The sequence below is a fragment of the Burkholderia pseudomultivorans genome, from assembly GCF_902499075.1.
Classification (GTDB): domain Bacteria; phylum Pseudomonadota; class Gammaproteobacteria; order Burkholderiales; family Burkholderiaceae; genus Burkholderia; species Burkholderia pseudomultivorans.
In genome coordinates this window covers 18,868-43,069 of sequence record NZ_CABVPP010000026.1, presented here as the reverse complement: position 1 = coordinate 43,069, position 24,202 = coordinate 18,868, and the positions used below count along the sequence as shown (strand labels likewise).

Genomic DNA, 24,202 nt, shown 5'->3' with positions numbered 1-24,202 from the left:
GGACAGGAAAATCATTTGGCGGATTCCTCACGCGCACGAATGCCGGCGCCGAATTGCGCGACGGCGACGAGCGCGACGATCACGGACAGGAACAGCAGGCTCGTCGTCGCGGCACCCAGGCCGAATCCGCCGTAGCTGCGCGACTGTGTGAGCAGGTCGCCGAGTGACGCGCCGAACGGCCGCGTGAGGATGTATGCGATCCAGAACGTCAGTACCGCGTTGACGCCGCTGCTCCACGCAACGTAGACGAGTGCGAGCAGCACGCCGAAAGCGACGGCGCCGAGCGAGAAACCGAGCCCGAGCGCTTCGGTCGCGAGATCGCCGGCAGCGGTGCCCAGCGCGAACGTGCAGAGGATCGCGGCCCAATAGAACAGCTCGCGCTGCGGTGTGTCGATCGCGTCGATCGACAGCGTGTGCTCGATCCGATACCAGATCGCGAAGATCGCGGCGAGTGCGACGGCGAATACGCCCGTGCTGATATAGAGGCTGACGCCGAGCCCGTCGGTCAGCAGGTCGGTGATTTGCGTCCCGACGATGCTCACGAGGACGACCGTGAGCCAGTAAATCCACGGCGTGTAGCGGCGCGTGCGCAGCTGCAGCAAGAGTGCAATCGCAAGCAGCGACATCATCAGCCCGCGCGTCACACCCTGGCCCCAGCCCGCGTTGACGGCGAGATAGTCGGCGCAGGTTTCGCCGACCGTGGTCGACATGATCTTGATGATCCAGAACGCGAGCGTGATCTCGGGCACCTTGTTGAGCCAGCGTGCGGCCGGCCGGGCGAGAGCGGGGGACATGGGACGGCTCCGGGAGAGTGCGGTGCCATGCAGTCTAGGGACGCAGCCTTATCGGAACCTTAGCAAGGGGCGCCGGCGGTCGGGTCGGGCGGGTGCGGGCGATTGGGAGGCGAGAGGTCGGGCGGACCGCCGCGGCGCATCCTTCGGAGCACCGCTCGGGGCGGTCGACAACGCCCAGCCACCGGAAATCTCAACATTATAGAAATAATGTCAAAAATCTGAACCCGATGGATTGGATATTTAACGGTTTACGTTATATTATTTGCGAAATTTCCCTCGATGCTCCCACCCATGTCCGACCTTGCCGCCGACGAACCCCGCCTGACCGCCGAAATCGAGCGCCTCAAGGCCGCCTTCCCGAAAACGCGCGAGCTTTACCGCGAGGTCTGTGCGCTGCTGTTCTTCCGCTTCGGCGTCACGCCCACCGCCAACCGCCTGTACCAGCTCGTCCGCAAGGGCAGCATGAGTACGCCGACGGCCGTGCTCGGCGAATTCTGGTCGGAGCTGCGGGAAAAGAGCCGTGTCCGCATCGAGCATCCGGATTTGCCGGCCGACCTGCAGGCCGCGGCGGGCGAACTCGTCGCCGCACTGTGGAGCCGCTCGTCCGCCGACGCGGCGTCGGCGCTCGACGCGCTGCGCGCCGACGTCGAAGCCGAGCGCGCGGCAGCCCGGACCGAAGTCGCCGCGTTGCAGGCCGAGCTGGCGCGCACCGAAACCGCGCTGGAGCAGCGCACGGCCGCGCTGCTCGCCGCGCAGGTGCGAATCCAGGAACTCCAGCAGGAAAAGGCGGCGGACGAAGCGTCGCGGCGCGCGCAGCAAGCGGAAATCGAGCGTTTGAAGGCCGACAATGCGGAAGGCGGCCGCGCGCTCGCGCAGGCCCGCGCGGATTTCACCGCGCAGCTCGACCGGCTGCGCGACGATGCGAGCCGGGCGGAAGAGCGGCTGCGCGCGTCGGAAAGGCGGGCGCTGCAGGAGATCGACCGCGAACGGCTCGCGACCGCACGACTGCAAAAGGAACTCGACGCGGCGACCGCGCGCGCCGAACAGCGCGATGCGCAATATCGCAAGGACGCCGCCACGCTGCAGGCGCAACTCGCCGACATGCAGCACCGCTGCGGCATGCTCGAAGGGCAGCTCGACGGCGCACGCGCAGCCCACGCGGCCAGCGTCGCCGAACTCGATGCGTTGCGCGCCGAACGCGCCTCCGCTTCGCGCGCGGCGGTGCGCCGCGCGGCTGTCCGGCCATCCGCGGGCCTGCGTCCCGCCAAGCCTGTCGGCAAACGGCGCACGCCGAAATCCGCCTGACATCAACGACATGCGGCGACAGCCCGCATCCGTCCGATCGCCCCGCGCGAATCGGGTAAAGTGCCGCTCAACCTGCCGGGTCGATGTCATTAGACGACCGGTCTAATCGCTGCTACCATACGCCATCATGAATGCATCTTCGGGCGCGGAAGTCCGCCAGCACATCCTGAACATCGCGAAGCCGATCATGCTCCACAAGGGGTTCTCGGCGGTCGGTCTGAACGAGATACTCGCCGCGGCGGGCATCCCGAAGGGCTCGTTCTACCATTACTTCGGTTCGAAGGAAGCATTCGGCGAAGCGCTGCTGGAATCGTATTTCGAGGGCTATCTCGCGCATCTCGACAAGCTGCTCCGGCACCAGGGCGGCACGGGCGCCGAGCGGCTGATGACGTACTGGAGCAACTGGCTGGATACGCAGTGCGCGGACGATCCCGAGGGCAAGTGTCTCGCGGTGAAGCTCGGCGCGGAGGTCTCCGACCTGTCCGAGGCGATGCGCGCCGTCCTGCGGCGCGGCACCAGCCAGATCGTCGAGCGGCTCGCGGGCGGCATCGATGCCGGGCTGGCCGACGGCTCGCTGAGCGGCATCGACGATCCGCTCCATACGGCCGCGCTTCTCTACGAGCTGTGGCTCGGCGCGACGCTGCTGGAAAAGATCCACCGCAACCGCAAGCCGCTCGAAACCGCGATGGCCGCGACACGGCGGATGCTGAACCTGGCGCCGTCCTCGCATGACGGAGCACGGTCATAAATCAGGCGCGCATCGGCGCGCCTTGTTTTTACCCCGATACTAGACGACTGGTCTACTTATGACAGAGACCCTATCGCCGTTCCGATTGCTTCACCCACGCGCCCGCAGGCAAAGCGACCTCGCCGTCGCTGCGCCGGCCGGCGTGCTCGCATCTGTCGTTCATCCCTGACCGAATCGTGTCACCGCACACGCATTCCTCGTCGAATTTCACGCTGACGGAGGCTCACATGCCGCAAAGCAAGACTGCAAACCGCCGCATCGTCCTGAACTCGCGCCCGGTGGGCGCGCCCACCCCGAACGACTTCCGCACCGAAACCGGCGACGTGCCGGTGCCCGGCGCGGGGCAGGTGCTGCTGCGCACGGTCTGGCTGTCGCTCGATCCGTACATGCGCGGCCGGATGAGCGACGCGCCGTCCTATGCCGCGTCGGTCGAACTCGGCCAGGTGATGGTCGGTGGCACGGTCAGCCGCGTCGTGTCGTCGAACCTGCCGGCGTTCCGCGAAGGCGATCTGGTCGTCGCGGGCGGCGGCTGGCAGGACTATGCGCTGTCCGACGGCCGCGACCTGATCCCGCTCGGCCGCGACTTCGCGCATCCGTCGTATGCGCTCGGCGTGCTCGGCATGCCGGGGTTCACCGCCTACACCGGATTGCTGAAGATCGGCGAGCCGAAGGCCGGCGAAACCGTGGTCGTCGCGGCGGCGAGCGGCGCGGTCGGCGCCGTCGTCGGGCAGATCGCGAAGCTGAAGGGCTGCCGCGTGGTCGGTGTTGCGGGCGGCGCGGACAAATGCGCGTACGTGACCGATACGCTCGGCTTCGACGCGTGCGTCGATCATCGCGATCCGGCGTTTGCGAACAAGCTGAAGGACGCGTGCCCGAACGGCATCGACGTCTATTTCGAGAACGTCGGCGGCGCCGTGTTCGACGCGGTGTGGCCGCTGCTCAACGACCATGCGCGCGTGCCCGTGTGCGGCATCATCGCGCACTACAACGACACCGCGCCGCCGGCCGGCCCCGACCGTCTGCCGGCGCTGGTGGGCACGATCCTGCGCAAGCGCATCCGGATGCAGGGTTTCATCATCCTCGACCACTATGCGACCGGCTATGCGCCGTTCCTGAAGGACATGAGCGAATGGGTCGCGCAGGGCAAGGTGAAGGCGCGCGAAGACGTGATTCCCGACCTGGCCGATGCGCCGGCTGCGCTGATCGGCCTGCTCGCCGGCAAGAACTTCGGCAAGGTCGTGGTGCGCGTCGGCCCGGACGAACTGGCGTAATCCGCCCAGCCGATGCCACATGCCGGCGTCGCGCGACGCCGGCATGTGGCATTCTCGATTCCGTTTCGAAAGGAGTGAAACCATGGCGCTTTACGTGATGGCCTCGTTGTTCCCGAAACCCGAGCATGCGCAGGCCGCCGAGGCCGAATTGCGCAGCATGGTCGGCAAGACGCGCGCCGAGCCCGGCAACCGCCGCTACGACCTGTTCCGCGAAGCCGGCGATTCGCCGAACCTGCACCTGTTCGAGATCTACGACGACCAGGCGGCATTCGATGCGCATCTCGCCAGCCCGTACTTCGTCGCGTTCCGCGACAAGTCGGCAGACTGGTTTGCCGCGCCGCCCGTGATCAAGGTGTTGTCCGGCATCGACGTGGCCGAGTAACCGAGCAGCGGCCCGCTTTTGCCCGGGCCGCCCGCAGCAGCCGTCGCGCAGCGCGCGGCGGCGATGACGACACGGCGCGCGGTCGCGCCGCTTTCCCCCATACACAGGCCCCGGAGGCTGAATGCTTACCCTCAACATCAACGACGAGACCCGTACGGTCGACGCCCCCGACGACATGCCGCTGCTCTGGGTCCTGCGCGATCTCGTCGGCCTGACCGGCACGAAGTTCGGCTGCGGGATCGCGCAATGCGGCGCGTGCACCGTGCATCTCGACGGCGTCGCCGCGCGCGCGTGCGTGCTGCCGGTCGCGGCGGTCGCCGGCCGGAAAATCACGACGATCGAGGCGGTCGGAGCCACGCCGGCCGGCCGGAAGGTCCAGCAGGCATGGCGCGAACTCGACGTCGTGCAGTGCGGCTACTGCCAGTCGGGGCAGGTGATGACGGCCACCGCGCTGATCGCGTCGAACCCGAACCCGAGCGACGCCGACATCGATGCCGCGATGGCCGGCAACATCTGCCGCTGCGGCACCTATCACCGGATTCGCGCGGCCGTGAAGCAAGCCGCGAAGGGGGCCTGACATGTCGCGAGGACTGATCGAAGCAGGTCGGGCCGGCGCGGGCGTGTCGCGCCGTTCGTTTCTCCGGCTCGGCGTGTCGCTCGGCGCGGCCGCGGGGGGCGGGCTGCTGCTCGGCTTCAGCCTGCCGGCAGCGGGCGACGATGCGCGACGCTCGGTGATCGGCGGCGACGCAGCCGAACCGGCGCCGACCGGCGTGTTCGCGCCGAACGCCTTCGTGCAGATCGACCGCACCGGCAAGGTCACGCTCGTGATGCCGAAGGTCGAGATGGGGCAGGGCGTCTATACGGCGCTGCCGATGCTGATCGCCGAGGAACTCGAGGTGCCGCTGTCGAGCGTCACGCTCGACCATGCGCCGCCGAACGAGAAGCTGTTCCTCGATCCGCTGCTGGGCGGCCAGCTGACCGGCGGCTCGACGTCGGTGCGCTACGCGTGGGAGCCGCTGCGCCGTGCAGGCGCGACCGCGCGCACGCTGCTGGTCGCGGCGGCCGCGAAGCAATGGAATGTCGATCCGGCGAGCTGTCGCGCAGAAAACGGCGAGGTGCAGCATCCGCCGAGCGGCCGGCGCGCATCGTACGGCCAGCTCGCGGACGCCGCCGCGAAACTGCCTGTGCCGACCGACGTCGCGCTGAAAAGGCCGGCGGACTTCAAGCTGGTCGGCACGCCCGCGAAGCGGCTCGACTCGCCGGAGAAGGTCGACGGCACCGCGCAGTTCGGGCTCGACGTGCGTCTGCCGGGCATGCTCTACGCGGTGATCGTGAACAGTCCGGTATTCGGCGGCACGGTCGCGAGCGTCGACGATACGGCCGCGAAGCGGATCCCCGGCGTGCGCCAGGTCGTGCGCGTCGACGACGCGGTCGCGGTGGTCGGCGATCACACGTGGGCGGCCAAGCGCGGCGCATCGGCGCTCGTCGTCAAATGGAACGAGGGCGCGGGCGCGAAGGTATCGACGAAGGATCTTTTCGCGGATCTCGCGCAGGCGGCGGCGAACGGCAAGGGCGCGGTCGCGCGCAAGGACGGCGACGTCGCGAAGGCGTTCGCGGACGCGAAGACGCGCGTCGATGCCGTGTACGAGCAGCCGCTGCTTGCGCACGCAACGATGGAGCCCGTGAACTGCACGGTGCACGTGCGCGGCGACGGCTGCGAGATCTGGGTCGGCACGCAGGTGCCGACGCGCGCGGTCGACACCGTGCAGCGGCTCACCGGCCTGTCGCCGGATCGCATCGTCGTGCACAACCATCTGCTCGGCGGCGGCTTCGGCCGGCGGCTCGAGACGGACATGATCGGCCACGCCGTGAAGATCGGCAAACAGGTCGGCGCGCCGGTGAAGGTCGTCTGGACGCGCGAGGAAGACGTGCAGCACGACATGTACCGGCCGTGCTACTACGACCGGATCTCGGCCGGCCTCGACGCGAACGGCAAGCCGATCGCGTGGCAGCACCGGATCGTCGGCTCGTCGATCATGGCGCGCTTCGCGCCGCCCGCGTTCAAGGACGGCGTCGATCCCGACGCGGTCGAGGTCGCGGCCGAATTGCCGTACGACCTGCCGAACCAGCTCGTCGACTACGTGCGGCAGGAGCCGCGCCACGTGCCGACCGCGTTCTGGCGCGGCGTCGGCCCGACGCGCGGCACCTTCGTCGTCGAGAGCTTCATCGACGAGCTGGCCGCGCAGACCAAGACCGATCCCGTGCAATATCGCCGCGCGCTGCTCGACAAGACGCCGCGCGCACGCAACGTGCTCGACGTCGCGGCGAAGGCGGCGGGGTGGGGCAGCGCGCTGCCGAAGGGGCAGGGGCGCGGCGTGTCGGTGATGCATGCGTTCGGCAGCTTCTTCTCGATCGTCGTCGACGTCGCGGTCGACGACGGCGAGGTGCAGGTCAAGCGCGTCGTCTGCGCGGTCGACTGCGGAATGTTCGTCAACCCGAACACGATCGAGGCGCAGGTGCAGGGCGGCATCATCTTCGGGATCACCGGCGCGCTGTACGGCGAGATCACGATCGAGAACGGCCGCGTGATGCAGAGCAACTTCACCGACTACCGGATGCTGCGGATCAACGAGACGCCGCCGATCGACGTGCATATCGTGAAGAGCGGCGAAGCGCCGGGCGGGATCGGCGAGCCGGGCACGGCCGCGACGGCGGCGGCGGTGTCGAACGCTATCTTCGCGGCGACCGGCAAGCGGCTGCGCAAGCTGCCGGTCGGCAACCAGCTGAAGACGGCCTGATGCGGAGGACACGAACCATGCGCAACCTCACTCCGACTCGCGCCGCCGGTGCGCTTCGCGCGTCACTGGCCGCGCTCGCCGGCGCGTCCGCGCTGGCGGCCGGCACGCTCGCGCACGCGGCGACGCCGGACGACGCGCTCGTCGCGCGCGGCGCCTATCTCGCGAAGGCCGGCGACTGCGTCGCGTGCCACACCGCGCCGCACGGCACGCCGTTCGCGGGCGGCCTGAAGATGGTCACGCCGATGGGCGCGATCTATACGACCAACATCACGCCCGACCCGGATACCGGCATCGGCGGCTATACCGAAGCCGAGTTCTCGAGCGCGCTGCGCAAGGGCGTCGCGAAGGACGGCCATCATCTGTATCCGGCGATGCCGTACCCGTCGTACGCGAAGCTGAAGGACGACGACGTGAAGGCGCTGTATGCGTACTTCATGCACGGCATCGAACCGGTGAAGCAGGCGAACCGGCCGTCCGACATCCCGTGGCCGCTGAACATGCGCTGGCCGCTCGCGTTGTGGAACATGGTGTTCCTCGACACGACGCCTTATGCGGACAAGCCGTCCAGGGACGCGATGTGGAATCGCGGCGCATACCTCGTGCAGGGCCTCGGCCACTGTGGGTCCTGCCATACGCCGCGCGGCGTCGGCTTCCAGGAGAAGGCGCTCGACGAAGGCGGTGCGGCGTTCCTGTCGGGCGCCGCGATCGACAACTGGTTCGCGTCGAACCTGACGGGCGAGCACAACACCGGGCTCGGCCGCTGGAACGAGGCCGACGTCGCGCAGTTCCTGAAAACCGGCGCGAACCGGCATGCGACCGCGTTCGGTTCGATGGTCGGCGTGATCAACCACAGCACGCAGGCGCTGACCGACGACGATCTCGGCGCGATCGCGCGCTACCTGAAAACGCTGCCCGCAGCGGGCGGCACCGGTGCGCCGCCATACCGGTACGACCCGAAGGCGACGCAGGTGGCGCTCGGCCGGCCGGCGAACGATCCGGGCGCAACGGTGTATAACGCATACTGCCTGCATTGCCACGGCGCGGGCGGACAAGGCTACGCGCCGCTGCTTGCGCCGCTGGCCGGCAATCCGAACGTGCTGGAGCGCGATGCATCGTCGCTGATCAACGTGACGTTGAACGGCAGCGACACGCTCGTGATCGGCGGGGTGCCGTCCGCGTATCCGATGCCGGCGTTCTCGAACCAGCTGAACGACCGGCAGATCGCCGACGTGCTGACCTTCATGCGCGCCGGCTGGAACAACGGCGCGCCGGCCGTGCAGGCGGCCGAGGTCGCGAAGCTGCGCAAGGCGACGGCAGCCGCACAGTGAGGATCGGCCCGCCCGTGACGAGCGCAAGCGCGGGCCGGCCCGGTTCGTCGCAGCGGTACGGCCGGCACGGCTCGGGATGCCATGCATTTTGGCCCGAGTTCTCAAGTGCCTGGCCTGCCGAAAGATGGACAAGGGGCCGTAACCCGGCGACGATGTCGGACTCGCGTCATGCCCCGTGACGATCGCGTGCCGCGCGCGACGCGAGGGCCGCAGAACCGCGGGCGATACGCCCGCACCGTACGCCGCCGCGCCCTTCGTGCGCGGGCGGCGTTCCCGATAACCGGCGTGCCTTCGTTCGCGGCGGCACGCTTTTTCGACGCAAAGCAGAGGTGTCTGGATGGCTAACGTGACTTATACGGATACGCAACTCCTGATCGACGGCGAGTGGGTCGACGCCGCGAGCGGCAAGACGATCGACGTCGTGAACCCGGCGACCGGCAGGACCATCGGCAAGGTCGCCCACGCGGGCATCGCCGATCTCGATCGCGCGCTCGCCGCCGCCCAGCGCGGTTTCGAAGCATGGCGCAAGGTACCTGCGCACGAGCGCGCGGCGACGATGCGCAAGGCCGCCGCGCTGGTGCGCGAACGCGCCGACGCGATCGCGCAGCTGATGACGCAGGAACAGGGCAAGCCGCTCGCCGAAGCGCGCATCGAAGTGCTGTCCGCGGCCGACATCATCGAATGGTTCGCCGACGAAGGCCGGCGCGTGTACGGCCGGATCGTGCCGCCGCGCAACCTCGGCGCGCAGCAGACGGTCGTGAAGGAGCCGGTCGGCCCGGTCGCGGCGTTCACGCCGTGGAACTTCCCGGTCAACCAGGTCGTGCGCAAGCTGAGCGCCGCGCTCGCGACGGGCTGCTCGTTCCTCGTGAAGGCGCCGGAGGAAACCCCGGCGTCGCCGGCCGCGCTGCTGCGCGCCTTCGTCGATGCCGGCGTGCCGGCCGGCGTGATCGGCCTCGTCTATGGCGACCCGGCGGAAATCTCGTCGTACCTGATCCCGCATCCGGTGATCCGCAAGGTGACCTTCACGGGCTCGACGCCGGTCGGCAAGCAGCTCGCCGCGCTCGCCGGGCAGCACATGAAACGCGCGACGATGGAACTCGGCGGCCACGCACCGGTGATCGTCGCCGAGGACGCCGACGTCGCGCTCGCGGTGAAGGCGGCCGGCGGCGCGAAGTTCCGCAACGCGGGGCAGGTCTGCATCTCGCCGACGCGCTTTCTTGTGCACAACAGCATCCGCGACGAATTCACGCGCGCGCTGGTCCAGCATGCGGAAGGGCTGAAGGTCGGCAACGGCCTCGAAGAAGGCACGACGCTCGGCGCGCTCGCGAATCCGCGCCGGCTCACCGCGATGGCGTCGCTCGTCGACAACGCGCGCAAGGTCGGCGCGAGCGTCGAGACGGGCGGCGAGCGGATCGGTTCGGAAGGCAACTTCTTCGCGCCGACCGTGCTCGCGAACGTGCCGCTCGAAGCGGACGTGTTCAACAACGAGCCGTTCGGCCCGGTCGCGGCGATCCGCGGCTTCGACAAGCTGGAAGACGCGATCGCCGAGGCCAACCGTTTGCCGTACGGGCTGGCCGGCTACGCGTTCACGCGTTCGTTCGCGAACGTGCACCTGCTCACGCAGCGCCTCGAAGTCGGGATGCTGTGGATCAACCAGCCCGCGACGCCGTGGCCGGAAATGCCGTTCGGCGGCGTGAAGGATTCCGGCTACGGGTCGGAAGGCGGGCCGGAAGCGCTCGAGCCGTATCTCGTCACGAAGTCGGTGACCGTGATGGCGGTCTGACGGAGCGTGCAATCGCGCGTGCGCGTCGCTGCTTGCGCGGCGCGTACGTTGCGCATGGCAGCCGCGTCCGATCGGTGTTGCCATTGCGCTCAGGATAGCCGCACACGCGCTGCGTGGCGTTGCGGCGCTTCGTAGCGCATCGCGTCCGGCCGCGGAAGCGGGCGGGCGCGACTACGACATGCCTGCGGCAAGCCGGAGCGTTGCACTCAATGCCGGCCGCTGCCGCGATAACTTTCCACCTCGGCGTCGTAGGCAGCGAGAAACGCCTTGCCGAATACCGACGCGAAGTCGTCCTCGATCGCGAACACCGTATCGCGATGGGTCGCCGCATAGCGATCCCACATCCTCGCCTTGTACAGCACGGGCACACGCTTCTCGTACCAGCGCATCGCGTCGTCGCGCTCGCGCAGCCGCTGCGGCGAAAAGCGCGTCAGCAGGTCCATCAGCGCGGCGCGCATGCCGGCAACCATGCCGATCTGGTGTGCATGCAGATCCTGGAACGCATCGCTCACCGCGCTTTGCGGCGACATGAAACCCGGCAGCGGCAGCCCGAACATCTGCCGCAGCACCGCGCCGCCGTCCGGCAGCAGCTTCAGCGGATTGTTCTCGCGATCGAGCAGCATCGTCATGTGCGCCTTTACCTCGCGCTTCAGGATGCTGCGCGACGACAGCAGCTCGACCGTACCGTTCGCGAACAGCGCGAGCAACTGGCCTGCGATAAAGAGCTGTTCCGCCGACCACTGGTGCGATTCGGCCGCTGCATCGAGCCCGGCGCCCTCGAAGAACGCGCGCAGCAATGCATCGGGGGTCGGCGGCGTCGCGCGCGCGGCATGTGGCGCAGGCGCTGCGGCCGGCGGCGGATCGGCCGGCGTGGTCGGTGCCGGCCGCACACGGACGTGCTGGGTCCACTCGGGCGCATGATCGGCCTGCGTCGGCGCGTCGCGATCCGGCGCGTCGTTGCGATCGGCGACCGGCGACGCGCCGATATCGCCCGACGCCTGCGCGAACAGATCGAGCGGATCGGTCGACAGCTGATGCAGGTCCCGTTGCGACGGCGCAGCCGGCGCTGCACCGCTTGCCGACTGCGCGTCGCCGCGCGCCGGCGCGGGCCGCGCCTCGGCGTCCGGCGCCTTGCCGCGCGCGAAGCGGTCGTGCAGCAGCCCCCACAGCCGGTTGCCGGCGGCTTTCGGATCGGCGTCCGACGGCGCGGGCGTGTCCGCCGCGCCCGGCATGTCGACGGTCGTGGCCGCATCGGCAGCAAACTCGACGTCGCCGCCATCGTCGCGTTCCGCACGCAGCACGTACGGCCCGATGCGAATAATGTCGCCCGTCTTCAGCGGCCGTTCCTGCGCATAGCCGACCGGCTCGCGATTCACCTCGATCGTCGACACGCTGCTCAGGTTCTTCAGCAGGCACGCGTCGTCGCCGACCTGCAGCAGCGCCTGCAGCCGCGAAATCTGCCGGGTGTCGTCGCGCAGCACGAGATGGTTGTCGCTGGCCCGGCCGATGGTGCCGCCGGGCGGGTGAAACACGACGGCGTCGTAGGTGTCGCCTTCGACGGGCTCGCCGGCGTGTTCGATCACGATCAGTTGCATGTCATACGTCGCTCGGTGAATGAGGCGCGCGGAACCGGTTCGTTCAGGATGACGACGCATGCCTGCGTCGCGCGAATTCGAACGCCGGCCCCCAGACCGGATGCCCCTTCTCGGCAGGGGACAAGTCGAAGCGCGGGTTCAAGTCGAGAATCCGCGAAAACTCGGCGCGGCACTGCGCGATGCGGTTCGTCACGCAATAGCTGAACGCAAGGAGCTTGTGCGCGGCGACCTGCGTGTCGGTGTCCGCGCCGTCGATCTCCTTCGCGCGACTCAGGATCGCGATGGTGCGCCCGTAGTCGCCGGCGTCGTACGCGGCGCGCGCGCTGTCGACCGAGGCGCGCGCGGCCGTCTGGGTCGGGGACGTGCTGCAAGCGCCGATCGCCAGCAACAAGGCGCCGAAGCAAAGAACGAGCGTTGAACGGCCTTTCATTATTGAAATTAAGAATTCGCGTAATTGGAAGGTGGTACGCAAGCGCTGTTGGATTCTAGTGCCAATTATCGGGGCCAACGACTCTGTTACGTTTTGTTTCATTTCGCAAATTGGTGTTGAGACGCTATTCAAATTGAATGCCCGGATGACGCTTGTTAATCCCGGAAATCGAACCTATAGTTCGCTGTGCTTTTTGTTTTCGTCTGTTGTTTGGCCTGCGCCCGTCAATGGTCGAAATGCGGGCCGTCCGTTCGGGCGGCGCGAACAGCCTGACCCGCGGTCAGCGTCGCGAGCGGTCGCCGGTCCGGCGTTCGCCCGGTATCCACCGGCGCTGTCCGCGCAATAGAACCGGGCCGCCACGGCGCACCGGTCGGGATAACGTCTCCATGGAATGTCCTATATCAATTCAATTGCCCATCGCTTCCCCCCAATTTCAATTCAGGCAGCCGATCGCTGATTTGACCCGTGTTTTTTATAGAATAAATTGCCGAATGCAATTGCAATGGAAGGATCCGAGAGTTACGTAATTACCAGTCAATTAATTGTCCCTTTTTGATCGGCGCTTCCGGTTCTGCAGTCGGGAACCGGCGGACGGTTATCGGGCTGCGAGGGTGAAATATGCGATGGCGGTCGAGCGGTTTCATCGTATTGGGATGCGTATTGCTGTTGCCTGGATGCGGCGCGACCGAGCATGCCGCCGCGGTGCCGTATGCGATCACGGTCGACGTGGCGCCGGACGTCAATCCCGACCTCAATCGCAAGCCTTCGCCGATCGTGCTGAAGGTGTTCCAGCTGCGGACCTCGTCGGCGTTCGACAGCGCGGACTTCTTCTCGCTGCAGGACAAGCCGGAGAACGCGCTCGGCGCCGACCTGCTGGGCAGCGACCGGATCATCCTGCGCCCGGGCGACACGCGCACGCTGCACTATCGCGGTAACGTCGAGGCCGGTGCGATCGGCATCGTCGCCGAATATCGCGTGCTCGAAAAGAATCGCTGGCGGCTCACGGTGCCGCTGCCGCGCGCGAAGCAGCTGAACCTGATCAAGTTCTGGCAGATGTCGCCGGGCGAAATGAAGCTGTCGATCGCGGTCCGGAACGGCGGCATCGCGCTGAACGACGCGCGGGGGCGGCCATGACCGAGCCGACGATGTCCGCGACGCCGGTCGCGGCGCTGCGCCAGCGCGTGATATGGACCGAAGGGATGTTCCTGCGGCCGCAGCATTTCCAGCAGCTCGAACGTCACTGGGAGCGCTACGTCGGGCTGCGCTGCCTGCCGCTGCAAGGCTTCTACTGGGGCTTCGACACGCTCGAGATCGATCGCGAGCAACTCGCGCTCGGCAAGGTCGCGCTGCGCGTCGCATCGGGCGTGATGCGCGACGGCACGCCGTTCGACCTGTCGCATCCGGACGACCTGCCCGAGCCGCTCGACGTGCCGTCCGATGCGAAAGACCAGCTGGTCGTGCTCGCGCTGCCGTGCTGGCGCGGCGGCGGCGAGGAAGTCTCGTTCGGCGCCGACAGCGACGCGGACGTCGCACGCTACGTCGTGCGCGAATACGAAGTGGCCGATGCGAATGCGGTCGCGCTCGGCCCGGCGCTGCTGCAAACGGGCCGGCTCAACGTGCGGCTGATGCTCGAAGCGGAACTCACCGGCGACTGGCACGCGCTGGGCGTCGCGAGAATCGTCGAGCGGCGCACCGATGCGCGGCTGCTCGTCGACGACAGCTACATTCCGCCGCGCCTCGTCGCGCAGCGCGATCCGGTGCTGCTCGCACATACGCGCGAACTGCACGGCCTGCTCACGCAGCGCAGCGAAGCGCTTGCGGAACGGCTGTCGGAGCCGGGGCGCGGCGGCGTATCGGAAGTCGCGGACTTCCTGCTGCTGCAGCTCGTGAACCGTTATCTCGCACTGACCTGGCATGCGCAGCAGCACGTCGCCACGCATCCGGAAGCGCTGTTCTGCGACTGGCTGAAACTTGCGTGCGATCTCAGCACGTTCACCGCGGCCGGCCGGCGTCCGCAATCGCTCGCCGTCTACGTGCACGACGACTTGCGCACGAGCTTCGCCGATCTGATGACGGAGCTGCGCCGGTCGCTGTCGACCGTGCTGGAACAGAACGCGATCCAGATCGAATTGCGCGACGCAGGCAACGGCATCCGCGTCGCGACGCTCGCCGATCCGGCGCTGCGCGACACCGCCGGCTTCGTGCTCGCGGTTCGCGCGGACGTGCCGGCCGACAGCCTGCGCGCACGTTTTCCCGCGCAGGCGAAGCTCGGGCCGGTCGAGCGCATCCGCGACCTCGTGCAGCTCCAGCTGCCGGGCATCACGATGCGCCAGTTGCCGGTCGCGCCGCGACAGATTCCGTATCACGCGGGGCATACGTACTTCGAGATCGACAAGGGCAGCGACCTGTGGAAGCAGCTCGCCCGCTCCGGCGGTCTCGCCTTTCATTTTGCCGGCGAATTCCCGGGGCTCTCGATGGAGTTCTGGGCGATACGCGGGTGAGGGCGGGCAGCGCGATGAATTCTTCCTCCGATTCGATCTCCGGCGCAGGCGGATTCGTGCCGCCGAATCCGGGCGGCACTCATCCGGCCGCCGCGTCCGGCGCCGCGGGCCCGATCACCACGCAGCCGCGCCCGGATCGCTGGGCCGCGAGCGGCACGAACCCGCTCGTCGCGGCCGCGAACCCGCTGCTCAACCTCGTGCCGCAGATTCGCTCGACCGTCCATCATCCGAATCCCGCATGGCTGCGCGAGCATCTGGTCGTCGAGATCCGGCAGTTCGAGACGCGTGCGCAGGAGGCGGGCGTGCCGTCCGAGGCGATCATCGGCGCGCGCTACTGCCTGTGCACGGCGCTCGACGAAGCAGCCGCGCTGACGCCGTGGGGCGGCAGCGTGTGGTCGTCGCACAGTCTGCTCGTGTCGTTTCACAACGAGACCTGGGGGGGCGAGAAGTTCTTCCATCTGCTCGATCGCCTGTCGCAGCAGCCGCGACAGCATCTCGATCTGCTGGAACTGCTGTATTTCTGTCTCGCGCTCGGCTTCGAGGGCCGCTATCGCGTGCTCGACAACGGCCATGCGCAGCTCGACGCGCTGCGCCGCCAGCTCGCGCAGACGATCCGGTCGGTGCGCGGCGAATTCGATCCGGCGCTGTCGCCGCACTGGCGTGACGTCGTCACGCGCGACGTGTCGCGCCGCTTCGCGGTGCCGCTGTGGGTGTGCGCGGCGCTCGCGCTGCTGATCGGTTTCGGCGTGTTCGCGGGCCTGCGCATCGCGCTCGCCGGGCATTCGGACCGGCTGTTCGCGTCGATCGACGCGCTGCACGTGCCGAAGCTGCAGCCCGCGCAGGCGCCGCCGCGCCCGGCGCCCGCGCCGCGCATCGCGAAGTTCCTCGCGCCCGAGATCGCGGCCGGCCTCGTGTCGGTGCACGACGACGCCGATCGCAGCGTGATCGTGCTGCGCGGCGACGGGCTGTTCAAGTCGGGCTCGACATCGGTGATCGACCGCTATGCACCGGTGCTCGCACGCGTGTCGGACGCGCTGAACGAGGTGCCGGGCAACGTGCGCGTGACCGGCTACACCGACGATACGCCCGTGCATACCGCACGCTTCGCGTCGAACTGGGACCTGTCGCGCGAACGCGCGGAGGCGGTGCGCAGCCTGATCGCCGCGCGGCTCGCCCGTCCGGAACGCGTCGCGGCCGAAGGGCGCGGCACGCTCGATCCCGTCGCGCCGAACGATTCCCCCGCGAACCGCGCGCTGAACCGGCGCGTCGAGATCACGCTGCTGCCGGCGCCCGGCAGCGCCGCCGTCGGCGCGAGCGCGACGCAGGAGGCGCACTGACATGAACCAGGCTGTCGCGCGTTTCGTCCGGCCGTTGCCGTCGCGGGAAATCTGGACCTTCGCGGGTCTCGTCGTGCTCGCATGCTTCGTGTGGCTCGCCGGGCCGCTGTTTGCCTTCGCCGAGGTCCGGCCGCTCGAAAGCGGTTGGGCGCGCGGGCTGACGATCGCGGCGCTGTTCGTCGCGTGGGGCGCACGCGTCGCGTGGCGAAGCTGGCGCGCCGGCCAGCTCAATGCGCAGTTGCTGAACCAGTTGCGCGAGGCCGCGCCCGCCGTCGCCGACGATCCGGCCAAGGCGCAGCTCGACGAGCTGCGCAGCCGCTTCGACGAAGCCGCGACGCTGCTGAAGAAAGTCCGCTTCGGGCAGCCCGACGCCGCACGCAACGGCGTGCGGCACTGGTTCGACCGGATGTCGCGCCAGTATCTGTATCAGTTGCCGTGGTACGTGTTCATCGGCGCGCCGGGCTCGGGCAAGACGACCGCGCTCGTCAATTCGGGGCTCAGTTTTCCGCTGGCCGAGCAATTCGGCCGCGCGGCGATTCGCGGTGTCGGCGGCACGCGGCATTGCGACTGGTGGTTCACGAACGACGCGGTGCTGATCGATACGGCCGGCCGCTATACGACCCACGAAGGCAATCGCGCGCTCGACGAAGCCGAGTGGAACGGCTTCGTCGAGCTGCTGAAGAAGTACCGCACGCGCCAGCCGCTGAACGGCGCGATGCTGACGATCAGCGTCGCCGACCTGCTCGGCGCGTCGGAGGCCGAGCGCACGCAGCACGCGATGGTGCTGCGCAAGCGGCTGCTCGAGCTGCGCGCGCAGCTCGGCATCCGTTTCCCGGTGTACCTGCTCGTCACCAAGGCCGACCTGCTCGCCGGCTTCGCCGAGTATTTCGGCGGTTTCGGCCGTGCGGAATGCGCGCAGGTCTGGGGCTTCACGTTCCCGCTCGCGCAAAGCGAGGCGCCCGGTTTCGACCTGCGCGCGGCGTTCGACCGCGAATACCGGCTGCTGCACCAGCGGCTGAACGACGGCCTGCCCGAACTGCTCGCCGCGCAGACCGACGCGCGGCAGCGCGAAATGACCTACCTGCTGCCGCAGCAGATCGCCGATCTGCAGGAGATGCTCGGCCAGTTCGTCGCCGAAGTGTTCTCCGTGTCGAGCTTCGAGCCGATGCCGATGCTGCGCGGCGTCTACCTGACGAGCGGCACGCAGGAGGGCACTGCGTTCGATCGCGTGATGAGCGGCATCAAGCGGTTCCTGAAGATCGAGGGCGTGCCGCCCGTCGCGCAGGTCGGCTCGACGGGGCGCAGCTTCTTCCTGAAGTCGCTGCTGCAGGAGCACATTTTCCGCGAGGCCGCGCTGGCCGGCAGCAACCTGCGCTGGCACCGGCGGCAGCGCGTGCTGCGAATTGCAGGCTATGTCGCGCTGGCGCTCGTTTGCGTGGCCGTGCTGGTCGCGTGGCTGCGCAGCTATTCGAACAATCGCGCGTATCTCGACCAGATCGGCGCGCGCGTGCCGGCCGTCGATGCGCAGATCGCCGGCGCGAAGTTCTCGGATGCGTCGGACGTTGCGCGACTGCTGCCGGTGCTCGATGCGCTCGGCAGCCTCGCGAATGCGGGCGGCGTCGACCTGTCTCGTCCGCCGCTCGCGTATCGCTGGGGACTGTTCCAGGGCGAGAAGATCGACGAGGCCGTCGACGCCGTGTACCGGCGCGCGCTCGACGACGTGCTGCTGCCGATCGCCGCGAACCGGATGGAAGCCGCGCTGCGCGACGCACGCCCCGACGAGACGGAGTACGCGTATGCCGCGCTGAAGGCCTACCTGATGCTGTACGACAGCGCGCACTACGATCCCGCTTTCGTGCAGGCGGTCGTCGATCTCGAGATGGAGCGCGCGCTGCCGCCCGATTTCTCGCCGGCCGAACGTTCCGCGCTGCGCGCGCATCTCGCCGCGCTGTTCGGCAACCGCGTCGCGGTGTCGCCGTATCCGATGAACGAGCGGCTGGTGGCCGATGTCCGCGAGCGGCTGCGGCAGGTGCCGTTCTCGCAGCGGCTGTACCGGCAGCTAACGCGCACGCTGCGGCCCGCGACGTCCGCGTTCGACTTCAGCGTCGCGCGCGCGGTCGGCCCCGACGCGTCGCTCGTGTTCCGGCGGCAGAGCGGCAAGCCGCTGTCCGACGGCGTGCCGGGCCTCTATACGCGCAACGGCTATCGCAACGTGTTCGCGCCGCGTCTTGCCGGCGAGGTCGAGGCGTACGGGCGCGAGGAAGTGTGGGTGCTGAACCTCGGGCTGTCCGAGGTGCCGGGGCCGAACGACGCGGCGGCGTGGGCGCGCGACATCCGCCAGATCTACCTGAACGATTACCTGAAGATCTGGGACGACTACCTCGCCGACATTCGTCTGCAGCGCACGTCGACGCTTGCGCAGAGCATCCAGGTCGCGCGTGCGCTGTCGTCGGCCGATTCGCCGTTGTCGCGGCTGATGGTCGCGCTCGCGCGCGACACGGCGCTCGGCGACGCGCCGGGCGGTGCGCGCAATCTCGCGTCGCGTGCGCAGGACAAGGTCGACGAGGCGCGCAGCTCGCTCGCGCAAATCTTCGCGGGACAGCCGGGCAGCGACGCGAACCCGTCCGCGGCGGCGCCGGCCAGCGCCGAGCAGGTCGTCGACAGCCACTTCGCCGGGCTGCGCGCGTTCGCGCCGGGCAGCGGCGACCAGGCCGCCTCGTTCGATGCGGTGCTGAAGTCGATCGATGCGCTGTATACGTACCTGACGGCCACCGACGACGCACTGCGCAGCGGCGCGCAGCCGCCGCCGTCCGACGCGCCGGCGCGCCTGCGTGCGCAGGCCGGACGCCTGCCGACGCCGTTCCGCGAAGTGCTCGACGACCTGTCGAACGTCGCGAACGGCAGCGTCGCGACCGTCGAGCAGCGCAGCGTCGCGCAGCGCGCCGGCGCCAACGTCGGCGACTTCTGCCGGCAGGCGATCGCGGGCCGCTATCCGTTCGCGCGCGGCGCGACGCGCGACGTCGCACCGGCGGACTTCGCGCAGATGTTCGCGCCGGGCGGACTGATGGACGACTTCTTCCAGAAGAACCTGCAGTCGATCGTCGATACGACGTCGCATCCGTGGCGCTTCGCGAACCGCAATGCGGAGGCCGATCCGTCGGCCGCCGCGATGCTGTCGTCGTTCGAGAAGGCGGCGGTGATCCGCGACGTCTATTTCGGCGGCGGTGCGCGCACCGCACAGTTGAAGGTGCAGATCCAGCCGCTCGAAATGGACCCGTCGATCACCGAGATGGTGCTCGACGTCGACGGGCAGATCGTCCGCTACGCGCACGGCCCGCTGGTGCAGAGCGCGGTGGACTGGCCGGGCCCGCGCGGCAGCAACCAGGTGCGCCTGCAGGTGTCGGGGCAGGGCGGCACGAGTGACGGCTTCACGACCGACGGGCCGTGGGCGCTGCACCGGCTGTTCGATCGCGCGGCGGTATCGGCCGGACGCGGCTCGGACCAGATGATTGCGCGCTTCGCCGTCGACGGCAAACCGCTCGTGCTGCAGGTGAACGCCGGCAGCGTCCGCAATCCGTTCAGGCTGGCCCAGATGGAGTCCTTTACATGCCCTCCGAAGCCATGAGCACCACTCCGCCGCCCACGACCGCCGCCGGCGACGCACCGGCCTGGTACGGGAAGATTCCCGGCGCCGGCGACTTCGTGAACAGCCGGCTGCCGCATGCGCTCGCGCTCTGGTGGGAGCGGTGGCTGCAGCAAGGGATGGCCGCGATGCGCGCGCGCGGCGCGGACGAGATCGAGCGTCATTACACGGTCGCGCCGGTATGGAACTTCCTGATCCCGGCCGGCGCCGGCGCGTCGTGCGTGCAGCCGGGCTGCCTCGCGCCGAGCTGCGACCGCGTCGGGCGCTACTACCCGGTGATCGTCACGCTGCCGATGCGCGCGGCCGACTACTGGAGCGCGTTGCCGGACGCGGCCGACACGTTCTACCGGCAGATCGGTCATGCGCTGCTCGATGCGATCCGGCATGCGCGTGCGCCGACCGACCTCGAGCGCGCGCTCGAACGTGTGCGTCTCGTGCCGGGCGGCGGCATGGCCGGCAACGGCGCGGGCGAAACGGACGGCACGGACCACGCTGCGCCGGCAGCGTGGCCGGGGCTGTCCGGTTATTTCGATCCGCACGGCGGGACCAGCTTCTGGTGGACCAATCGTGCGGACGGCTCGCCGCTGCGCACCCACGCACATACCGGCGCGCCCGACAACGCATTGTTCCTGCGGCTGTTCGGCGACGGCTAGGGCCGGAATCGCAGGCGACGCAGGCGCGCGACGGCGCGCCGATCGGCGATTCGTCGGTGCCGCGCGGCGGCGCAGCGACGAACCGCGGTATCGAGAGGTGAACATGAAGGACGCTGGATCGAGAGACAACGAGCACGACACGGCGACGCGCGGCGACCCGCCCGAATTCACGGTGCGGCCGCTGCCGCTCGGCCATCGCCTCGGCGAGCTGCAGCTCGACGAGGTGCTGGGCATCGGCGGTTTCGGAATCGTCTATCGCGCATTCGACCGCACGTTGCGGCGCGCGGTCGCGATCAAGGAGTACATGCCGTCGATGCTCGCGACGCGCGGCGGCGACTATACGGTGTCGCTGCGCTCCGAGCGCTTCGCGCAGGCGTTCGACGCGGGGCGCGGCGCGTTCCTCAACGAGGCGCGGCTGCTCGCGCAGTTCGATCATCCGGGGCTCGTCAAGGTGCTGCACTTCTGGGAAAGCCACGGCACCGCGTACATGGTGATGCCGTTCTACGAAGGGCGCACGCTCAAGCAGCTGCTCGACGGCGGGATGCGGATCGGCGAGACGCAACTGCGCCATATCGTCGGCGCGCTGCTCGGGGCGCTCGACACGCTGCATCGCGCGCAGTGCTTTCATCGCGACGTCGCGCTCGACAACGTGCTGATCCGCCCGAACGGCAGCGCGATCCTGCTCGACTTCGGCGCGGCGCGCAAGCGGATCGGCGATCTGGTCGACGACGGCGCGATGATGATCAAGCCCGGCTATGCGCCGATCGAGCAATACACGGACGACCCGGCGTTCAGCCAGGGGCCGTGGACCGACCTGTATGCGCTCGGCGCGGTGATGCACGCGATGATCGTCGGCGACCTGCCGCCGGCGGCGGTCGTGCGCAGCATCAAGGATACGTACCGGCCGCTCGTGTCGCGCGAACTGCCGGCCGGCGAGGTGTACAGCCCGGCGTTTCTGGCGGCGGTCGATCATGCGCTGCAGCTGCGGATTCCCGACCGGCCCGAGTCGGTCGCCGCGTTCGCGGCGGAACTCGGCTTGCAGGATTTCGACCGGACGAGCGCGTATGGCGTGGCGGCGGTCGTGCCGCCGGCGGCGGCGCCGGGAACGGACGCGCACGGCGGGGAAGAGGCCGGAACGGCGGGCGGACCGCCGAAGCGTGGAGCGACGTCGGAAGACGACCGTGAATCCGCGAATTCCGCTTCGGCCGGCCACGGCGATGCCGTGCATCCGAAGCAGGACCGTGCGGATCCATCGCCCGGTACGCCATCGCACGACTCGTCGGCGGCTTCGTCCGGTCGCGAGGGAACCGCCGCCGCATCGGCCACGGCGGAAAAGGCGCCGCTTGCAGCCGTGGCTGGAGCGTCTGCGTCGTCGGCAGCGGCGTCGCAGACATCAGGGCTTTCCGCCGAACCGGCGCTGTCCGACACGCCGAAGCAGGATCCCGATCGCCAAACCGGAGAGGCGGCGAAAGCGAATGAAGCGCCGCGGAGCGAAACAACCGGACGCGATACGGCGGCACGGTCGGCAGGTGTCGGGGAACACACCCGCGCCGATGCCGCGCAGCGAAGCGAGCCGGCAACCGCGAGCGACGGCAGCAACGGGAACGCGAACCGGAATCCGGATGCGTTCGCGGCGACTGCCGGTGCAACCTCATCGCGTCCTGCCGCGTCCGCGCCGGTGCGTGGCGCGTCGGACCCGCCTGACGCGCCGCCTGACCGCGCCACCCGCAACCGCTTCGGCGAGCGGCGCATGCCGGTCTATCTCGGTGCTGCGCTGGTCGCGCTGATCGCGGTCGGCATCGTGGCCACCTATCTGTCGCGCCCTGCGCGCATCGCCGGCGACGCAACGTCCGAGGCGAGCCAGCCGCCGCCCGGCACGCCATCGCCCGCCAGCGCGCCTGACACCACGCTCGCGCAGCACGGGCCGACGCCGGTCGTGGTGCCGCCGTCGAGCCTGCCGGCCGGCGCGTCGGCGCCGTCTTCGCCGGCACCGGTCGCCGACGTACCGGCCAGCATGCCGTCCGTGGCGACCGCCGCGTCCGCACCGCAGGTCGCAACGAACGCCGCCGGCCCGACGCCATCGCAGGCCGGCTCGAGTTCGGCGATCGCGCCGGCAGGCAGCCTCGACGCATCGGAGCGCGTCGTCACCGTGCCGTCCTCCGATGCCGTCGCGCAGTCGGCGCCAGCGCAGGCCCAAGCTCCGGCGCCTGGATCGGCTGCACCGGCCGGCGCCGATACGGCCGTCGCGACGGTCAATGCGCCGGCCGCCGTCGAGCAGCGGCCGCCGCCGGCGTCGGAAAACGTCGTCGTGCGCTTTCACGTGCGCCCGTGGGGCGACGTCTACGTGAACGGCGCGCGGCGCGGCGCAAGCCCGCCGCTGCGCTCGGTATCGCTTGCGCCGGGCGTCTATCAGATCGAGATCCGCAACGGCTCGCTGCCGCCGTTGCGCCGCACCGTGGCGATCGACTTCGGCAGCAAACCGGTCAGCATCGACTATGTATTCGAATAACGTCAGCCAGGCGGTACTCGCCGCCCCGTCGCCGCTCCCGCTCGGTTCGACGCCGCGTGCCGAACTGATCGGCATGCTGCTCGCGGACGTCGCACCCGATGCGCGCTGCGGCGCAAACCTCGAATACGAGCCCGACTTCCTGCAGCTGCAGGAGCGCTCGACGCCGCGCGCCGAGCAGCAGTACGGCGACACCGTGATCCCGGCCGAGGCGCCCGACTGGCACACGATCGAGCGGCTCGCGCTCGCGTTGCTCGCGCGCACCAAGGATCTGCGCGTCGTCGCGTGCCTGACGCGCAGCTGGACCGAGCTGTACGGCATTCCCGGCTACGCGGACGGGCTTGCGCTCGTCGCGGCGGCACTCGAGCGCTGGTGGAGCGACGTGCACCCGCGCCTCGACGCGGACGGCGACCTGGATCCGACGCCGCGCATCAACGCGCTGGCCGATGTCGCCGGCGCCCACGACTGCGCACGCGCGGCGCGACGCCAGCCGCTGTTCGACGGCGGTCCGAGCGTGCGCGATGCCGAACGGCTGCTGGACGGCCGCGACGAAGCGGGCCCGGCGGGCGGCCGCGAGCGGCTGATTGCCGCGCTGTCCGCCATGCAGGACGACGGCCGGACGCCGCTCGACGCGGCGCGTGCCGCGCTGCGTGCGCTGGATGCGATCCGCGCGCGCGTGACCGATGCGCTCGGCAGCGAATGGGCGCCCGACGCCAGCGACACCGAAAAGGCCTTGCGACGGATCGTGGACGACGTGCCGTTGCCGGCGACGCGCGCCGCCGCCCCGGAGCATGCCGCACCGGCGCCCGGGGCCGCGCGCGCAGACGCATCGGCGGACGGGCCGCCGTCCGGCGCGCCGGTGCCGAACGCGCAGGCCTGGCGCGACGCGGAATTGACCAGCCGCGACGACGTGCGCATCGGCCTCGACAAGATGTGCCGCTATTTCGAGCACTACGAGCCGAGCCATCCGGCGCCGCTGCTGCTGCGGCGCGCGCAGCGCCTGCTGGCGCTCGATTTCTACGCAATCATCCGGGACCTCGCTCCGGAGAGCCTGCCGAAGCTGGACCTGCTAAGCGGCGAGCGGAGCGAATGAAGCATGCCGCCATGCGGGCGGCGAAGGCATACCGC

At 69.3% G+C, this 24,202-nt stretch carries 18 protein-coding genes; 15 read left to right on the top strand and 3 right to left on the bottom strand.

The window, feature by feature from the left end:
* Positions 1–11: 11 nt before the first annotated feature.
* Positions 12–794: a COG4705 family protein gene (locus BST28156_RS18235; RefSeq protein ID WP_174902985.1), complete on the bottom strand. Its 783-nt coding sequence runs from the start codon at positions 792–794 to the stop codon at positions 12–14.
* Between the two features lie 291 nt (positions 795–1,085).
* Here BST28156_RS18235 and BST28156_RS18230 point away from each other — a divergent pair, with 291 nt between their 5' ends.
* The 8 genes from BST28156_RS18230 (at position 1,086) to BST28156_RS18195 (ending at position 10,409) form a co-directional block, all read left to right on the top strand.
* A complete protein-coding gene (locus BST28156_RS18230; RefSeq protein WP_174902984.1) occupies positions 1,086–2,099 on the top strand; it encodes a DNA-binding protein in 1,014 nt (337 codons plus the stop codon).
* A gap of 127 nt (positions 2,100–2,226) precedes the next feature.
* Positions 2,227–2,847, top strand: a complete 621-nt coding sequence (locus tag BST28156_RS18225; protein WP_060237926.1) for a TetR/AcrR family transcriptional regulator — start codon at positions 2,227–2,229, stop codon at positions 2,845–2,847.
* A 227-nt stretch (positions 2,848–3,074) separates the two neighbouring features.
* Entirely contained in the window at positions 3,075–4,118 is a 1,044-nt protein-coding gene (gene curA, locus BST28156_RS18220; RefSeq protein ID WP_060237923.1) for an NADPH-dependent curcumin/dihydrocurcumin reductase, read from the top strand.
* An 82-nt stretch (positions 4,119–4,200) separates the two neighbouring features.
* On the top strand, positions 4,201–4,500 hold the full coding sequence (locus BST28156_RS18215; protein ID WP_060237918.1) for a putative quinol monooxygenase: 300 nt from the start codon (positions 4,201–4,203) through the stop codon (positions 4,498–4,500).
* A 121-nt stretch (positions 4,501–4,621) separates the two neighbouring features.
* On the top strand, positions 4,622–5,077 hold the full coding sequence (locus BST28156_RS18210) for a (2Fe-2S)-binding protein (protein WP_174902983.1): 456 nt from the start codon (positions 4,622–4,624) through the stop codon (positions 5,075–5,077).
* A 1-nt stretch (position 5,078) separates the two neighbouring features.
* On the top strand, positions 5,079–7,298 hold the full coding sequence (locus BST28156_RS18205; RefSeq protein ID WP_174902982.1) for a xanthine dehydrogenase family protein molybdopterin-binding subunit: 2,220 nt from the start codon (positions 5,079–5,081) through the stop codon (positions 7,296–7,298).
* Between the two features lie 17 nt (positions 7,299–7,315).
* Positions 7,316–8,626: a c-type cytochrome gene (locus BST28156_RS18200; protein ID WP_174902981.1), complete on the top strand. Its 1,311-nt coding sequence runs from the start codon at positions 7,316–7,318 to the stop codon at positions 8,624–8,626.
* A gap of 337 nt (positions 8,627–8,963) precedes the next feature.
* Positions 8,964–10,409, top strand: coding sequence for an NAD-dependent succinate-semialdehyde dehydrogenase (locus tag BST28156_RS18195; protein ID WP_060237909.1), 1,446 nt, complete (start codon positions 8,964–8,966; stop codon positions 10,407–10,409).
* A 206-nt stretch (positions 10,410–10,615) separates the two neighbouring features.
* On the opposite strand, the gene tagH is transcribed toward BST28156_RS18195, so the two are convergent.
* Positions 10,616–12,004, bottom strand: a complete 1,389-nt coding sequence (tagH, locus tag BST28156_RS18190; RefSeq protein ID WP_060237906.1) for a type VI secretion system-associated FHA domain protein TagH — start codon at positions 12,002–12,004, stop codon at positions 10,616–10,618.
* Positions 12,005–12,047: 43 nt separating this feature from the next.
* Positions 12,048–12,434 (bottom strand): TssQ family T6SS-associated lipoprotein, encoded by a 387-nt coding sequence (locus BST28156_RS18185; RefSeq protein ID WP_060237903.1) that lies wholly within the window; start codon positions 12,432–12,434, stop codon positions 12,048–12,050.
* A 618-nt stretch (positions 12,435–13,052) separates the two neighbouring features.
* Between BST28156_RS18185 and tssJ the strand changes: the two genes are divergently transcribed.
* From tssJ to tssA, 7 genes are all read left to right on the top strand, one after another.
* Positions 13,053–13,568: a type VI secretion system lipoprotein TssJ gene (gene tssJ, locus BST28156_RS18180; protein WP_174902980.1), complete on the top strand. Its 516-nt coding sequence runs from the start codon at positions 13,053–13,055 to the stop codon at positions 13,566–13,568.
* Positions 13,565–14,935: a type VI secretion system baseplate subunit TssK gene (tssK, locus tag BST28156_RS18175; protein ID WP_174902979.1), complete on the top strand. Its 1,371-nt coding sequence runs from the start codon at positions 13,565–13,567 to the stop codon at positions 14,933–14,935. The genes tssJ and tssK overlap by 4 nt, the downstream gene beginning before the upstream one ends.
* Positions 14,936–14,949: 14 nt before the next feature.
* Positions 14,950–16,272 carry a DotU family type VI secretion system protein gene (locus BST28156_RS18170; protein WP_174902978.1) on the top strand — a complete coding sequence of 441 codons (1,323 nt, stop codon included), beginning with the start codon at positions 14,950–14,952 and terminating at the stop codon, positions 16,270–16,272.
* A gap of 1 nt (position 16,273) precedes the next feature.
* Entirely contained in the window at positions 16,274–19,897 is a 3,624-nt protein-coding gene (tssM, locus tag BST28156_RS18165; protein WP_174902977.1) for a type VI secretion system membrane subunit TssM, read from the top strand.
* The gene (gene tagF / locus BST28156_RS18160; protein WP_374991882.1) at positions 19,894–20,568 is read left to right on the top strand and encodes a type VI secretion system-associated protein TagF; all 675 of its coding nucleotides are present in this window, start codon (positions 19,894–19,896) and stop codon (positions 20,566–20,568) included. The genes tssM and tagF overlap by 4 nt, the downstream gene beginning before the upstream one ends.
* Positions 20,569–20,671: 103 nt before the next feature.
* Positions 20,672–23,077: a serine/threonine-protein kinase gene (locus BST28156_RS18155; RefSeq protein WP_174902975.1), complete on the top strand. Its 2,406-nt coding sequence runs from the start codon at positions 20,672–20,674 to the stop codon at positions 23,075–23,077.
* A gap of 73 nt (positions 23,078–23,150) precedes the next feature.
* Positions 23,151–24,167 carry a type VI secretion system protein TssA gene (tssA, locus tag BST28156_RS18150; protein ID WP_254596393.1) on the top strand — a complete coding sequence of 339 codons (1,017 nt, stop codon included), beginning with the start codon at positions 23,151–23,153 and terminating at the stop codon, positions 24,165–24,167.
* The last annotated feature ends 35 nt before the right edge of the window (positions 24,168–24,202 follow it).

Bases quoted from the DNA above. Each gene is read 5' to 3' on its own strand.
- BST28156_RS18235 (WP_174902985.1), bottom strand. From the start codon at position 794: ATGTCCCCCGCTCTCGCCCGGCCGGCCGCACGCTGGCTCAACAAGGTG.
- BST28156_RS18230 (WP_174902984.1), top strand. From the start codon at position 1,086: ATGTCCGACCTTGCCGCCGACGAACCCCGCCTGACCGCCGAAATCGAG.
- BST28156_RS18225 (WP_060237926.1), top strand. From the start codon at position 2,227: ATGAATGCATCTTCGGGCGCGGAAGTCCGCCAGCACATCCTGAACATC.
- curA (WP_060237923.1), top strand. From the start codon at position 3,075: ATGCCGCAAAGCAAGACTGCAAACCGCCGCATCGTCCTGAACTCGCGC.
- BST28156_RS18215 (WP_060237918.1), top strand. From the start codon at position 4,201: ATGGCGCTTTACGTGATGGCCTCGTTGTTCCCGAAACCCGAGCATGCG.
- BST28156_RS18210 (WP_174902983.1), top strand. From the start codon at position 4,622: ATGCTTACCCTCAACATCAACGACGAGACCCGTACGGTCGACGCCCCC.
- BST28156_RS18205 (WP_174902982.1), top strand. From the start codon at position 5,079: ATGTCGCGAGGACTGATCGAAGCAGGTCGGGCCGGCGCGGGCGTGTCG.
- BST28156_RS18200 (WP_174902981.1), top strand. From the start codon at position 7,316: ATGCGCAACCTCACTCCGACTCGCGCCGCCGGTGCGCTTCGCGCGTCA.
- BST28156_RS18195 (WP_060237909.1), top strand. From the start codon at position 8,964: ATGGCTAACGTGACTTATACGGATACGCAACTCCTGATCGACGGCGAG.
- tagH (WP_060237906.1), bottom strand. From the start codon at position 12,004: ATGCAACTGATCGTGATCGAACACGCCGGCGAGCCCGTCGAAGGCGAC.
- BST28156_RS18185 (WP_060237903.1), bottom strand. From the start codon at position 12,434: ATGAAAGGCCGTTCAACGCTCGTTCTTTGCTTCGGCGCCTTGTTGCTG.
- tssJ (WP_174902980.1), top strand. From the start codon at position 13,053: ATGCGATGGCGGTCGAGCGGTTTCATCGTATTGGGATGCGTATTGCTG.
- tssK (WP_174902979.1), top strand. From the start codon at position 13,565: ATGACCGAGCCGACGATGTCCGCGACGCCGGTCGCGGCGCTGCGCCAG.
- BST28156_RS18170 (WP_174902978.1), top strand. From the start codon at position 14,950: ATGAATTCTTCCTCCGATTCGATCTCCGGCGCAGGCGGATTCGTGCCG.
- tssM (WP_174902977.1), top strand. From the start codon at position 16,274: ATGAACCAGGCTGTCGCGCGTTTCGTCCGGCCGTTGCCGTCGCGGGAA.
- tagF (WP_374991882.1), top strand. From the start codon at position 19,894: ATGAGCACCACTCCGCCGCCCACGACCGCCGCCGGCGACGCACCGGCC.
- BST28156_RS18155 (WP_174902975.1), top strand. From the start codon at position 20,672: ATGAAGGACGCTGGATCGAGAGACAACGAGCACGACACGGCGACGCGC.
- tssA (WP_254596393.1), top strand. From the start codon at position 23,151: ATGCTGCTCGCGGACGTCGCACCCGATGCGCGCTGCGGCGCAAACCTC.